This is a genomic window from Paraburkholderia mimosarum LMG 23256 = NBRC 106338 (assembly GCF_000739815.1).
Classification (GTDB): Bacteria; Pseudomonadota; Gammaproteobacteria; order Burkholderiales; family Burkholderiaceae; genus Paraburkholderia; species Paraburkholderia mimosarum.
The window spans coordinates 169616-181809 of the sequence record NZ_BBJJ01000007.1; the positions used below are offsets into that span (position 1 = coordinate 169616).

Below are 12194 nucleotides of genomic sequence, written 5' to 3' on the forward strand. Positions count from 1 at the left end.
ATGGTTTCTTCGACTTCGGCGTCGGGCGCATGCGCAACAGCGCGCCCGCATGCATTGTTTTTCAGACGGAAGCGCGGCTCGCTGGCCGCGTGCCTCGCGTTCGCGCTGGCCGCATGCGCGATGGGTCCAACCGGCGAACCGCCTGCCATGCCGCAGCCCCAGCGCTATGGCGTAGAGGCGCAACCCGCGCAGACGGTTGTGGCCGAGGGCCTCTCGCAGCAGTTCATGACGGGTGCCGAACCGGTGCCGCAATGGTGGACGCTTTTCGGCTCCCCCGCGCTCGACTCGCTCGTGAACGAAGGCCTCGCCAACAGCCCGAATCTGGCGGCCGCCGATCACAACCTGCAGGCCGCGCGCGAACAATTGCGCGGCCAGATCGGCGGCTCGCTGCTGCCCACGGTCGACGCCATCGGCATCGCCCAGCGGCAGCAGCAACCCGCGATCCCGCAGTTCGGCATCGACCAGTTGCAATACGCGATTTTCGCTGGCTTGATCGACGTTCGATATACGTTCGACGTGTTCGGCGCGACGCGCCTGAACAACGCGGCGCTCGCCTCGCGCGTGAACGTGCAGGCGTTCCAGTTCGAGGCGGCGCGCCGCGCGCTCGCGGCGAACATCGTCGCCAGCGCGCTCGGGGCGGCTACACTGCACGAGCAGGTCGATACGACCGTGCAGTTGATCGCGCTCGCAAATGCTCAGGCTGACGACATGCAAAAGCGCTACGCGCTCGGCTCCGCCTCGCGCGCCGATGTGCTCAACGCGCAGCAGAGCGCTGCTTCGCTCGCGGCGAACCTGCCGGGGCTGCGCCAGCAATGGATCGCGCAGCGGCACGCCCTCGCCGTGCTGATCGGCCGGTCGCCCGACCAGGCGCCGCCCGACCTCGATCTCGCGAGCCTGAGCTTGCCCGCACAGGTTCCTGTAGTCGTGCCCTCGGAACTCCTGAGAAGCCGGCCCGATATCGAAGCCGCCGAAGCCGCGCTCAAGGCGGCCGCGGCCGACGTCGGCGCGGCGACCGCGCAGATGTACCCGAGCATCACGCTTTCGGCGGCGCTCGGCCAGGGCGGTTTCAGCTGGCCCGTCGTCACCTCGGGCGCGGGCGCGCTGTGGGCAATCGGCGCTTCGCTCTCGCAGCCGATCTTCCACGGCGGCGCGCTCGTCGCTCAGCGGCGAGCGGCGCTGCAATCTTATGAGGCGGCCAACGACACCTACAAGCAAACCGTGCTGACGGCGTTCCAGGATGTCGCCGACCGGCTCGCCGCGCTCGATCACGACGCCCAGGCCCTCGAGGCGGCCAGCACGTCTGCGCGCACCGCGCAGGCCCTGTACGACGATACGAACGCGCGCTACCAGTTCGGCGCAGTGCCCTGGTACGCGGTGCGCCAAAGCGAGCAGCAATGGCGCAACGCGCGACTCGACGAAATCCGCTATCGCGGCGCACGGCTTTCCGATACGGCGGCGCTCTTCCAGGCGATGGGCAATCCGCCGGTCAATCCGGCGACGCTTGGCGGCGCTCGCGCGGCCGACGCCGAAACCGCCGCGAAAAGCCAGTAACGCTCGCGGTTTGCGCTGCGACCAACGCGGCGAGCGCGTCGCGATACCATGGTCGGCAACGCGCCAAATGGGCCGGCAACCCACGATGGAGACGACACCATGCCCACGCCTTCGCTCGACTTCTGGTTCGACCTCGCCAGCAATTACAGCTATTTGAGCGTCATGCGCATCGAAGCGCTCGCCGGGCGCGCCGGCGTGGAGGTTCGCTGGCGGCCCTTCCTGCTCGGCCCGATTCTCGAGGCGCTCGGCTGGAAAGGACCGCCCTTTGTCGTGCAGAAGGAGAAAGGCGCGTACGTGTGGCAGGACATGCGGCGCCAATGCCGCAAGTACGCGCTGCCGTGGCGACAACCCAGCGAATTCCCCCGCCGCAGCGTGCTGGCCACGCGCATCGCGGTACTCGCCGATGGCGAATCCTGGCTACCGGCCTGGTGCCGTACCGTGATGACGCGCAATTATGGCGACGACCGTGAAGTCGATCCGCCGGAAGCCGTCACGCAGATGCTGACGGCGCTGGGCCTGAACGCACAGCGGCTCATCGCGGAAGCCGGCAGTGATGCGAACCGGCAACGTCTGCGCGAGCGCACGCAGAGGGCCCGCGATCTTGGCATCTTCGGCGCACCGACCTTCTTCGTCGGCGATGAAATGTTCTGGGGCAACGACAGACTGGAAGACGCGATCGACGCAGCACGCTCCGCTCGCCAGGTCTCGTTCGACGGATAGCCCTCTTCTCGCGCGGGCGTCTCTCTGTTTATCTGTCAGGAATTTCTGATTCTTATTATTAAGACAGAACTGCTACACTGCGCCACAAGTCAGGCTTTTCTGATCGGTGCGACGCACAGTACTACGTATTCCTACATATTTCATTGAGTCGGCACTTGAGGGTCTGGTCTCGCCATCTGGGCGGCACGAGCCCAAAAGAAGGCGCAATGCACGGCAATCGAATGGAGCAGATCATGACGCATCGCGCGAACCGGATTATTTTCATCGCACTACTGATTATGTTCAGTGCCTCGGCGCGTGCTGGTCTCGAATGCTCCGCCGCACGCAGCGGCTTCCGGTTCGAATCGGATAGCTGGACTGGCACCGACAAACTGGAGCACTTTGCGGTCTCCGTACCATTCGGCGCCGCAGGCGGCTGGCTCACGCGCGACACCGATCATCCCGTGGTCTATGGCACGCTCATCGGTACGGTTCCAGGGCTCGCACTGCAGATCCTGAACGGCACCTGTCCCACGGCCGGCTTCTCGTACAAGGATCTGTTCGCCGATGCGCTCGGCGCGCTCTCGGGGGCGTGGCTCGCGCACTGGGCGGTCTCATGGTCACGCGATTCGCACAGCCGAACCATCGGACTGCGTTACAACAATGTGTTTTGAGGTGCTTGCTGCTTCGGAACGCGTGCAAGCAGGCAAAGCCTTTGGTGTCAGGCAGTTAGCTTCGATATCCCAGGGTTATGAACAGGGGCTTCAACAAAATCTGTGGAAAAGTGAGCGTGAGAGTTACCCACAGATTTTGTTGGCAGCCCTGTGGAAAAGCCCTGGACAGCTCGGCCAACCCGTTGCTGCGCAAGCAGATTTCGTCCACCAAACAAAACACGGCGCGCCGTTGCCGACGCGCCGTGTTCATTTCGTGAAACTGACTGATTGCGAGTGAAGTCGCCGCGTTATGGCTTGTTCGACTCGAAGAGATCCAGGATCTGCTTCTTCTCTGTCGTGGTCACGTCAGGCGGCGTCATACCGCCCGGCCCCATGGTGCCGGTCGCACCGCTCGCGTCGCTCGCGCCGGCCGGATTCGCCGAGTCTAGCCCGATGCTCGACACGAAGCCGTTGCCCGGCGTCATGTCCGAGAAGTACAGCTCGCCATTGAGCGTCGTGAGGCCCTCGGGCATCGCCGGCTGTTCCTGGGGCACGCCGCGCAGCGCGCGCTGCATGTACTCCACCCAGATCGGCAGCGCGAGCTGCGCGCCGAACTCGCGGCTGCCAAGGCTCTTCGGCTGGTCGTAGCCCATCCACGCCACGGCTACCAGCGTGCGCTGATAGCCCGCGAACCAGCCGTCCTTGGCGTCGTTGGTCGTACCGGTCTTGCCCTGCAGGTCGTCGCGATGAAGCACGTTGGTGCCCGCCCCCGTCCCCGCCGTCGCCACCGAATGCAGCAAGCTGTTCATCACGTACGCGTTGCGCGGCGAGAGCGTTTGCGGCGCGTTGCGGGCCGCCACGAGCGGCTGCGCGCGCAGGACCGGCTGGCCGTGCGAGTCGTCGACTTCGGCGATCAGGTACGGGTTGATGCGGTAGCCGCCGTTCGCGAACACGCTATACGCGCCCGCCGACTGCAGCGGCGTGACGAGGCCCGCGCCGAGCGCCATCGGCAGATAAGGCGGAGTCTTGTCCGCATCGAAGCCAAAGCGCTGCGTCACGTAGTCCTGTGCGTATTTCGTGCCGATGTACGAGAGGATGCGGATCGACACGAGGTTCTTCGACTTCTGGAGCGCGAGGCGCATGGGCATCGGGCCTTCGGGCTGGTCGTCGTCCTTCGGCTCCCATGCATCGCCGCCCGGCGTGCTGGGCGGGAAGAAGAGCGGCGCGTCGTTGATGATCGTCGCCGGTCCGAGGCCCTTTTCGAGCGAAGCCGAGTAGATGAACGGCTTGAAGCTCGAACCCGGCTGACGCCAGGCCTGGGTGACGTGGTTGAACTTGTTCTTGTTGAAGTCGAAGCCGCCGATCAGCGCGCGAATCGCGCCGTCCTGCGGCGTGAGCGAGACGAGCGCGCCTTCCACCTGAGGCAGCTGCGTGATCTGCCAGTTGCCCTTCGCGTCGGTCATCAGGCGCACGATCGAGCCCAGGCGAATGCGCAGCGCCTGCGAGGCGCGCGGTGACAGCGCGGCGGCCACGAAGCGCAGGCCGTCGCCCGTTACCGTCACCGAAGTCCCGTCGAGCCGTTGCGCTGTCACCGACTTCGGACCCGCATCGATCACGACCGCCGAGACGAGGTCGCCGTTGTCCGGATGATCGGTGAGCGCGTCTTCGATCGCCTGCTCGCGGTCGTCTCCGTCGGCCGGCAACTGCACGAAGCCCTCCGGCCCGCGATAGCCGTGGCGGCGCTCGTAGTCCATTACGCCCTTGCGGACAGCCGCGTAGGCGGCGTCCTGGTCGGCCGAATCGATCGTCGTCGTCACGGTGAGGCCGCGCGTGTACGTTTCGTCCTTGTATTGCGCGTACATCATCTGGCGCACCATTTCCGCGATGTATTCGGCGTGCACGCTGTATTCGGTGCCGGCCGTCTTCGTCTGCAGCGGTTCCTTGATCGCTTCGTCGTACTGCGCCTGGGTGATATAGCCGAGGGCGAGCATGCGCTTGAGGATGTACTCCTGGCGAATCTTCGCGCGGTGCGGATTGACGATCGGGTTATACGCCGACGGCGCCTTCGGCAGACCCGCGAGCATCGCAGCCTGCGCGAGCGTGATGTCCTTCAGATCCTTGCCGAAGTACACGCGCGCCGCCGCCGAAAAACCATAGGCGCGCTGACCCAGATAGATCTGGTTCATGTATAGCTCGAGAATCTGGTCTTTCGTGAGCGCGCGCTCGATCTTGTAGGCGAGCAGCATCTCGTAGATCTTGCGCGTATAGGTCTTTTCGCTCGAAAGGAAGAAGTTGCGTGCGACCTGCATCGTGATCGTGCTCGCGCCCTGCGACGCACCGCCGTGCATGAGGTCGGCCACGCCCGCGCGCAGGATGCCGACGAAGTCCACGCCGCCGTGCTCGTAGAAGCGATAGTCCTCGATGGCGAGCACCGCCTTCTTCTGGATGTCCGGAATGTCCTGGAAGCGCACGAGCTGGCGCCGTTCTTCGCCGAACTCGCCGATCAGCACGTGATCGGCGGTGTAGATGCGCAGCGGCACCTTGGGCTGGTAGTTCGTGAGCGCGTCGAGCGAAGGCAGTTGCGGTCCCATCACGACGAGCACGTAGCCGATCAGCAGCGCACCGATGACGCACAGCGTCGCGATGAGGCCGGCGAACCAGAGCGCAATCGAAGCACCGATCGAGCGCCGGCGCGGCGGTTCGCCGCGCGAGCCGTCACCGTCCGGCTGGGTGCGGCGCGGCGCCGGTCGTCCGGTGTTGAGGGAGGGTTCCCGATCCTGATCCTGATACGGGTACTGTGATGAAGGCGGTCGTTTGATGATAGGCATGACTGGAATGATGGGCGCGTCTCGCGCGCGCCGGCTGCGCGCAACGCGCGCGCATGGATCTCGACCACGGCGTCATGGCGCCAATGCGGCTACGACGTCGCCGGCTCAAAGCCCGCGACGCGGCGCGACCGGCAACGCCCCCGTCCGGCCGCGCGGCGCGCACTGCGGCACGCCAGAGGCGAATACTCGCCCGTTCGGGCGCCATCCGCGAAATGTAACAGCGCATTCTAATGAAATCGCGGGCGGCGGGTCGCGCTTTTTTTGTAAGAGTTTCCTGGACAATCCTTCCAGCCCTATTTTTTGCGTTCGCCGGCGAGGTCTTGCTCGGATTCTCGCGCCAGGCGCGAAAAGTTTCGTAACGGATCGACTCGGCGAGTTACAGATTAGACGAATGCCGGCTTTTGACAGGAGATTCTTGCGGCAAGCGTCTCCCCACCCGCGCAGCTTCTGATTGCGCATCGGCGCTCTCGTCATATGATGAAAGATCTTCACGCCCCTGTTTTGCGCCCAGGCACCCCACACGCATTGACGCTTTCGAAAAGCCATCGCGCTGGCAGGAACCGACGTCATACGAAGCCGAGCCAACGGTCCGTCGATATGAACAAGCCCAGCGAACGCATTGTCGTCTTCGTCACGGCCGCGCAAAAGCGCGCGATCTCCGCCACCGCCGACGGGCTCGGCATCAGCGTCAGCGAGCTCATGCGCCGTGCCGTGATCGCGTTCAGCGTCACGAGCGACCAGGTGAAGGCCGCAAGCCTGGTCGACCGGCTGAACGCTCCGCGTCAGCCCGACGCGCTCGCGCAGGTACTGCAAAAGGCGGCCAGACCGCTGCGCGCGAGCCGCACAGGGGCGATCCGGCCGCAGGCGGTGCGCGCGGCGGCCCCAGGCGGGGCCCCAGCGAACGCGGCCGCGCAATACGATGGCGCGCTCGCAGATGGCGGCGCCGCCGCAGCCGTTGACGACGTGGCTGGCACCCGCGAGGGAACGCCGCTCGCGAGCGGCGCGCCCCTGCCCGCCGCTCACACCGACGAGCCTGAAGTGAGCCAGGCCGCACGCGAAATCGCGCAGGCCGTCGCGCGCATGAACGCCGAAGCGGAGGCTGCCGCTCAAAGCGCGGCGCTCGCCGACGCTGCCGCCCAACCGCACGAAGACGCCCCGCTGCAACCGCTGAGCTCGGCGCCGTTCGCCCGCTCGTGGCGCAACGCGGGCGCCCCGCTCGAAGACGCCCACCGCGACGACGCCGCACCGGAAGGCGGCAAGTTCGCTTGAGCGCGTGGCGGGCCCGCCGGGGCTGCGCTACGGGCGCGCAGCGATCACGTGCAGCGCGCTTTGAGCCCGCCCACGCGGCACACCGGGGCCCGCCCACGCGCCCGATCCCTTAAGTCCCTTTTAAGACGGGCCGTGGTGTAATATCCGCGGTCGATGCCGGGCCCTGCTCGAATCGACGCATCATGTTTCGCAGCAAATCCGCATCACGACGAGCGCGCGAATGCACAAAAACGCGATCGCGCTATTGCAATCACGGCACTTGCCCCGATTTGCGCGCTGCATGCGCGGCGTATGCAAAGCAGCGTAAGCTGGTGGATGGAGCGCCGATTCATCACATCAGTCGCGCCAGCCGGCCCCGCAAAGCGCAACCGCATGCACGCACCTCGGCCCGAAACGGCCGATCTCATTTCACTGGAGGAATTCATGTCGCTTTTCGACTCCATCACCCGCACCGTGAAGGGCCTGCTCAACGACGCGGCCGATTCGGTGCAGGATCCGTCGCGCGACGCGCGCCAGATCGTGCGTGAGCTCGACGACAGCATCGCCCGTGCGGAGAACTCGCTCGTCGAGATCCAGGCGCAGGTCGCCACGCAGCAAAGCAAGCGCGACGTGGCCGCCGACAAGGCGAAGAAGTACGAAGACGGCGCGAAGCGCGCGCTGCAATCGGGCGACGAAGCGCTGGCACGTGAAGCGCTCGGCGCGCAGCAGACCGCCGAAGCCGAACGCGACGCCCTCGCGGCCGAGCTCGCGAAGCTCGAACCGTCGGTCGATCAGCTGAAGCAGCAGATCGACGACATGCGCCAGCGGCGCAACGACCTGAACGCACGCTCCAATATCCTCCAGGCGAAGCAGCAGATCGCCCAGGCGAAGGACGTCGCGGCGACGGCGCTGGGCGGCATCGGCGGCAAGAATCTCGACGCCGATTTCCAGAAGCTGGAAGACAAAGTCTCGCTCTCGAACGCGCGCTCGGACGCTCGCCTGAACTCGGCCGACCAGTCGAGCGGCAAGGCACTGGACGAAAAGCTCGCGGCGCTCAACAAGGGCCCTTCGGTGGACGAGCGACTCGAAGCGCTCAAGAAGCAGATGAACACGCCGGCGCAGTAAAAAGCGCCGGTGTGCAGGATGCGGCGCGGCATGGGCCATGCTGCTGAAATGCCAGGCAGGCGCCACGCAGCAAAGCCATATGGCGCCGCATCCCCGTATCGAATGCCATGGAGACGGGCTCAATCGGCCCGGCCTGCAACATGAAAAAGTTTCTTGCCGCTGCGACTCTCGCCTTCGCTTCGCTCGCTTCAACGGGCGGCGCTGCGTTCGCCGTGCCGAGCGTGCAGCAGATCGAATCCGCGATGTCCCAGGGTGACTGGCAACGCGCCGACTCGGGCCTCACCGAAGTCCTGCAGGCGCATCCGGACAACGCTCGCGCCCACTACCTTTACGGCCAGGTGCTCGATCGCGAAGGCCGTTACGCCGACGCGCTCGCCCAGGTTGAACAGGCAAAGTCGCTTGATCCGCAAATCCGCTTCACCCAGCCGCAGCGTTTCGCGCAGGTCGAAGCGAAGATCCGTTCCGATGCCACGCGCGCCGGCGCCGTCACGACGAGCAGCACGGGCAACCCATTCGCGCAGCAGCAGGTGGCTGCACCACAGAAGCGAGGTCCTGGTATGGGCATGTGGATTGGTATTGCCATCGTCCTGATCGGCGTTGCGCTCGTGCTGCGCTGGACGCTGCGGCGCGCGAAGTCCACCGAAGACGCCAAAGCCGGCGACGACCGCCGCGATCAGCTCAAGCGCGCCACCGAGTTGCTCAACGGCGTGCGCTCGCTCAAGCTCGATGTGAAACTCTCGACTGCGCCCGGCCACGAAGCGCTCGAGAAGGAAGTCGAAGGGCTCGAAACGCAGCTGCGCGCGCTCGTCGAAACGCTCTCGAATAGCGCGAATCCGCGGCCGCCGTATGAGATCGAGGATCTCGAACGTCAGTTCGCGAGCCTCAAGGCGCGCGCCGAAGGCCGGCCCGATCCGAATGCGCAGCCTGCCCAGCCCGCGCCCAACTACGGCAGCGAATCGAGCTATGCGCGTGAAGCCGACGCCGCGTTCGGGCGTCAGCCGCAGTACCCGCCGCAATATCCGACGCAACAGCAGCCGCAACAGCAGCCGCCGGTCATCGTCCAGCAAGGCGGCGGTGGCATGGGCGGCATGGGCGGCCTGCTGACGGGCGTGCTCCTCGGTGAGGCGCTCAACCACGGCCGCGATCGCGTGATCGAGCGCGACGTGATCGTCGACGACGAAGGCCGCCGTGTGCATCGCGACGGCAACGGCGGCGGCGGCCTCGACTTCGGCCAGGGCTCGAACGACTGGGACGACGGCTCGGGCGGCGGTGGCGTCGATATGGGCAGCAACGACAGCTCGGACGACTGGAACAACTCCTGAGCGCCCAGACCTCCTGGCGCTTGCCGCCGAAGCAACGCTAAAGCGCAATCGGAAAACAACGACGGGCTCCCTCGCGGAGCCCGTTTTGCATCGGTGCACGATACGACGCGTCGCACCGCTCATCACACGAAATGGCGGACGCCAACATGGTCACTGAAGCGCTCGGCAACGGGGCGGCGCCGCGCATCGCCATCATCGGCAGCGGCTTTTCCGGCATCGGCATGGCGATCCGGCTGCGCCGCATGGGAATCGACTCCTTCACGATCTATGAGGCCGCGGAGAGCCTCGGCGGCACCTGGCGCGACAACGCGTATCCGGGCGCCGCGTGCGATATTCCTTCGCACCTCTACTCGTTTTCATTCGAGCTCAATCCGGCGTGGACGCGCACCTTCGCGCCGCAGCGGGAGATTCTCGACTACCTGCGCCATTGCGCGCACAAGTATGACGTCGAGCGCTTCATCGAATATCGCTCGCGCGTGCGTGCCGCGCGCTTTGTCGAGGCGCACGGCATCTGGCAGGTCGAAATCGAACGCGACGGCGCGCTCAGGACGATCGAAGCCGACATCGTGATCGCCGCGAACGGCCCACTCTCTCGCCCGGCACTGCCGCAAGTCCCGGGTATCGGGCGCTTCGCGGGCAAGCTCTTTCACTCGGCGCGCTGGGACCACGACTATGCATTCGAAGGCAAGCATATCGCCGTGATCGGCACGGGCGCGAGCGCGATCCAGTTCGTGCCGCAGATCCAGCCGCGTGTGGCGCAGCTCGCGGTGTTCCAGCGCACGGCGCCGTGGATCATGCCGCGGCGCGACCAGGCGATTGGCGAGCGCTGGCGCTGGATTTATCGCCACGTCCCGCTCGCGCATCGCGTGGCGCGCGCCGCGATTTACTGGCAGCACGAATCGCGCGCGCTCGGCTTCTCGGTCGAGCCGCGCCTGCTCAAGACGCCCACCCGGTTCGCGCTCAGCTATCTCGCGCACAAAGTCAAGGACCCCGAACTGCGCGCGCGCCTCACGCCCGACTATCTGTTCGGCTGCAAGCGCGTGCTGCTATCGAGCGACTACTACCCGGCCCTCGCGCAACCCAACGTCGAACTGGTGACGAGCCCCATTCGCGAAGTCGTCGCCGATGGCATCGTCACCGCCGACGGCACGCATCGCCCCTTTGACGCGATCGTGTGCGGCACCGGCTTCCAGGTCAACGATGTCGACGCGCCGTTCCAGGTGACGGGCATCGGCGGCCAGGACCTCGGCACGATGTGGCGACGCGACGGACCCGAGGCCTATCTCGGCACGAGCGTCGCGGGCTTTCCGAATCTCTTCTTCGTGATCGGGCCGAACACCGCCCTCGGGCACAACTCGATGATCTACATGATCGAGTCGCACATCGCCTATATCGCGGGCTGCATCCGCACGCTGCAACGCTCGGGGGCACGCACGATGGACGTGCGCGCCGAGGCGCAGCGCGCCTGGAATGCGCGGCTGCAGACGCGCTTCGCGCGCACCGTGTGGCAATCGGGGTGCCACAGCTACTACCTCACGCGGGCCGGCAAGAACACCGCGCTGTGGCCCGGCTTCACGTTCATGTTCCGCCGCAGAACGCGCCGCGTGCGCACCGGCGACTACACGTTCGGGCGCTAGCCGCGAGTGCGCCTCGCCGCGCTCACGCGGGTTGCGGCCGCCCCGCGTAGACGCGCGTCTCGTAGGCGAAGTTCACGCTGCCGTCCTTCTGTGTCGCCTCGAACAGCGCGCGCAGCGCCGCGAGCATCGGTTCGTGTCGCTCGTCGCCCGCGCGCGGCGCGTACGACGACGACATCAGCCGGCCGCGCAGGCCGTCGAAATCGAGCAGTTGCGCGTTGGGGAACACCGTCTGGTGCTCGAAGCCCTCACCGAACCAGTCGGCCATGGCGGCCGAGTCGGGATACGTCTCGGCCACGCGCGCATAGTCGGGGCAAAAGCGCTGCAGGAGCGCCTCGTAGCCCTCCAGAAACGGCGAGCCATGGAGCAGACGGCTGTTCCAGAACAGCACGATCTTGCCGCGCGGTTTCAGGATGCGGGCGAATTCACGCTTCGTCTCGGTCTTGCGGAACCAGTGGAACGCCTGTGCGGCGCTCGCGAGGTCTACGCTCGCGGCGTCGAGCGTCGTCGCCTCCGCCGTGCCCGCCACGCTGCGATAGCCCTTGTAGCCGCCCAGCAGTTCGTCCGCCGCGGCGCGCATGGCCGCATTCGGCTCGACGGCGGTCACCGGGTGGCCCGCATCGAGAAAGAGTTTCGTGGAGAGACCCGTGCCGGCGCCGATGTCGGCCACGGGCGCGCCCGGCGCGATACCGCATTCCACGTGCACGAAGGTCGCCACTTCGCGCGGATAAGTCGGCCGGTATTTCACGTAATCTGCGACCCGGTCGGTAAAACGCCGGGTGGAATCGTCGATCATCGTCTGCCCTTTCGTCGTTCAACCGCCGCCGCCGAGGAGCTTCAAAAGCTCCCAGAGGAAGCGCAACACCGTCACGATCAGTTCCCAGAGCTGGACCAGTTGCTGCCAGAGTGCGACCGGCGCACTCCCGCCGCTGATTGCCTGAACTGCTCCCTCGAACATTGCCTCGATCATCTTGCTTGCGTCGTCGCGCCCTTGCGCCCTTCGTTGCCGGCTCGCGCCGGTCCGCGCTGGAGGCGCCCGAGTTCCCGATCATAGCCCCCGCGCCTGCCTCGCGCTCAAGTCCCCGTGTTACACGCCGTTAACGAGTTCAGATAGCCCGGCGATCGGACCTGCTG

Annotated in this window: 11 protein-coding genes; 8 read left to right on the forward strand and 3 right to left on the reverse strand. The window is 66.2% G+C overall.

Annotation, left to right across the window (positions count from 1 at the left end; genetic code table 11):
• The 4 genes from BMI01S_RS08360 to BMI01S_RS40720 all read left to right on the forward strand — a co-directional run bounded on the left by BMI01S_RS08360 (window position 1) and on the right by BMI01S_RS40720 (window position 3201).
• Window positions 1–1551 carry an efflux transporter outer membrane subunit gene (locus tag BMI01S_RS08360; protein ID WP_154671280.1) on the forward strand — a complete coding sequence of 517 codons (1551 nt, stop codon included), beginning with the start codon at window positions 1–3 and terminating at the stop codon, window positions 1549–1551.
• 99 nt (window positions 1552–1650) lie between these two features.
• On the forward strand, window positions 1651–2271 hold the full coding sequence (locus BMI01S_RS08370) for a 2-hydroxychromene-2-carboxylate isomerase (protein WP_028231274.1): 621 nt from the start codon (window positions 1651–1653) through the stop codon (window positions 2269–2271).
• A 233-nt stretch (window positions 2272–2504) separates the two neighbouring features.
• Entirely contained in the window at window positions 2505–2924 is a 420-nt protein-coding gene (locus BMI01S_RS08375) for a hypothetical protein (protein ID WP_028231273.1), read from the forward strand.
• Between the two features lie 22 nt (window positions 2925–2946).
• Window positions 2947–3201, forward strand: coding sequence for a hypothetical protein (locus BMI01S_RS40720; RefSeq protein ID WP_154671275.1), 255 nt, complete (start codon window positions 2947–2949; stop codon window positions 3199–3201).
• 10 nt (window positions 3202–3211) lie between these two features.
• Here BMI01S_RS40720 and BMI01S_RS08380 read toward each other — a convergent pair whose 3' ends face one another.
• Complete coding sequence (locus tag BMI01S_RS08380) at window positions 3212–5731, reverse strand: penicillin-binding protein 1A (RefSeq protein WP_028231272.1); 2520 nt, start codon at window positions 5729–5731, stop codon at window positions 3212–3214.
• Between the two features lie 597 nt (window positions 5732–6328).
• On the opposite strand from BMI01S_RS08380, the gene BMI01S_RS38855 reads away from it, so the two are divergent.
• From BMI01S_RS38855 to BMI01S_RS08400, 4 genes are all read left to right on the forward strand, one after another.
• Complete coding sequence (locus tag BMI01S_RS38855; protein WP_081723435.1) at window positions 6329–7000, forward strand: hypothetical protein; 672 nt, start codon at window positions 6329–6331, stop codon at window positions 6998–7000.
• A 423-nt stretch (window positions 7001–7423) separates the two neighbouring features.
• Complete coding sequence (locus BMI01S_RS08390) at window positions 7424–8104, forward strand: PspA/IM30 family protein (RefSeq protein ID WP_028211487.1); 681 nt, start codon at window positions 7424–7426, stop codon at window positions 8102–8104.
• A gap of 140 nt (window positions 8105–8244) precedes the next feature.
• On the forward strand, window positions 8245–9426 hold the full coding sequence (locus BMI01S_RS08395; RefSeq protein ID WP_028231271.1) for a tetratricopeptide repeat protein: 1182 nt from the start codon (window positions 8245–8247) through the stop codon (window positions 9424–9426).
• Between the two features lie 146 nt (window positions 9427–9572).
• Complete coding sequence (locus BMI01S_RS08400) at window positions 9573–11063, forward strand: flavin-containing monooxygenase (protein ID WP_028231270.1); 1491 nt, start codon at window positions 9573–9575, stop codon at window positions 11061–11063.
• 22 nt (window positions 11064–11085) lie between these two features.
• Here BMI01S_RS08400 and BMI01S_RS08405 read toward each other — a convergent pair whose 3' ends face one another.
• Window positions 11086–11856 carry a class I SAM-dependent methyltransferase gene (locus tag BMI01S_RS08405; RefSeq protein WP_028211484.1) on the reverse strand — a complete coding sequence of 257 codons (771 nt, stop codon included), beginning with the start codon at window positions 11854–11856 and terminating at the stop codon, window positions 11086–11088.
• An 18-nt stretch (window positions 11857–11874) separates the two neighbouring features.
• Window positions 11875–12030 (reverse strand): hypothetical protein, encoded by a 156-nt coding sequence (locus tag BMI01S_RS40725; protein ID WP_154671274.1) that lies wholly within the window; start codon window positions 12028–12030, stop codon window positions 11875–11877.
• Window positions 12031–12194 lie beyond the last annotated feature (164 nt).

Bases quoted from the DNA above. Each gene is read 5' to 3' on its own strand.
- BMI01S_RS08390 (WP_028211487.1), top strand. From the start codon at position 7,424: ATGTCGCTTTTCGACTCCATCACCCGCACCGTGAAGGGCCTGCTCAAC.
- BMI01S_RS08375 (WP_028231273.1), top strand. From the start codon at position 2,505: ATGACGCATCGCGCGAACCGGATTATTTTCATCGCACTACTGATTATG.
- BMI01S_RS08360 (WP_154671280.1), top strand. From the start codon at position 1: ATGGTTTCTTCGACTTCGGCGTCGGGCGCATGCGCAACAGCGCGCCCG.
- BMI01S_RS08395 (WP_028231271.1), top strand. From the start codon at position 8,245: ATGAAAAAGTTTCTTGCCGCTGCGACTCTCGCCTTCGCTTCGCTCGCT.
- BMI01S_RS40725 (WP_154671274.1), bottom strand. From the start codon at position 12,030: ATGATCGAGGCAATGTTCGAGGGAGCAGTTCAGGCAATCAGCGGCGGG.
- BMI01S_RS38855 (WP_081723435.1), top strand. From the start codon at position 6,329: ATGAACAAGCCCAGCGAACGCATTGTCGTCTTCGTCACGGCCGCGCAA.
- BMI01S_RS08400 (WP_028231270.1), top strand. From the start codon at position 9,573: ATGGTCACTGAAGCGCTCGGCAACGGGGCGGCGCCGCGCATCGCCATC.
- BMI01S_RS08405 (WP_028211484.1), bottom strand. From the start codon at position 11,856: ATGATCGACGATTCCACCCGGCGTTTTACCGACCGGGTCGCAGATTAC.
- BMI01S_RS08370 (WP_028231274.1), top strand. From the start codon at position 1,651: ATGCCCACGCCTTCGCTCGACTTCTGGTTCGACCTCGCCAGCAATTAC.
- BMI01S_RS08380 (WP_028231272.1), bottom strand. From the start codon at position 5,731: ATGCCTATCATCAAACGACCGCCTTCATCACAGTACCCGTATCAGGAT.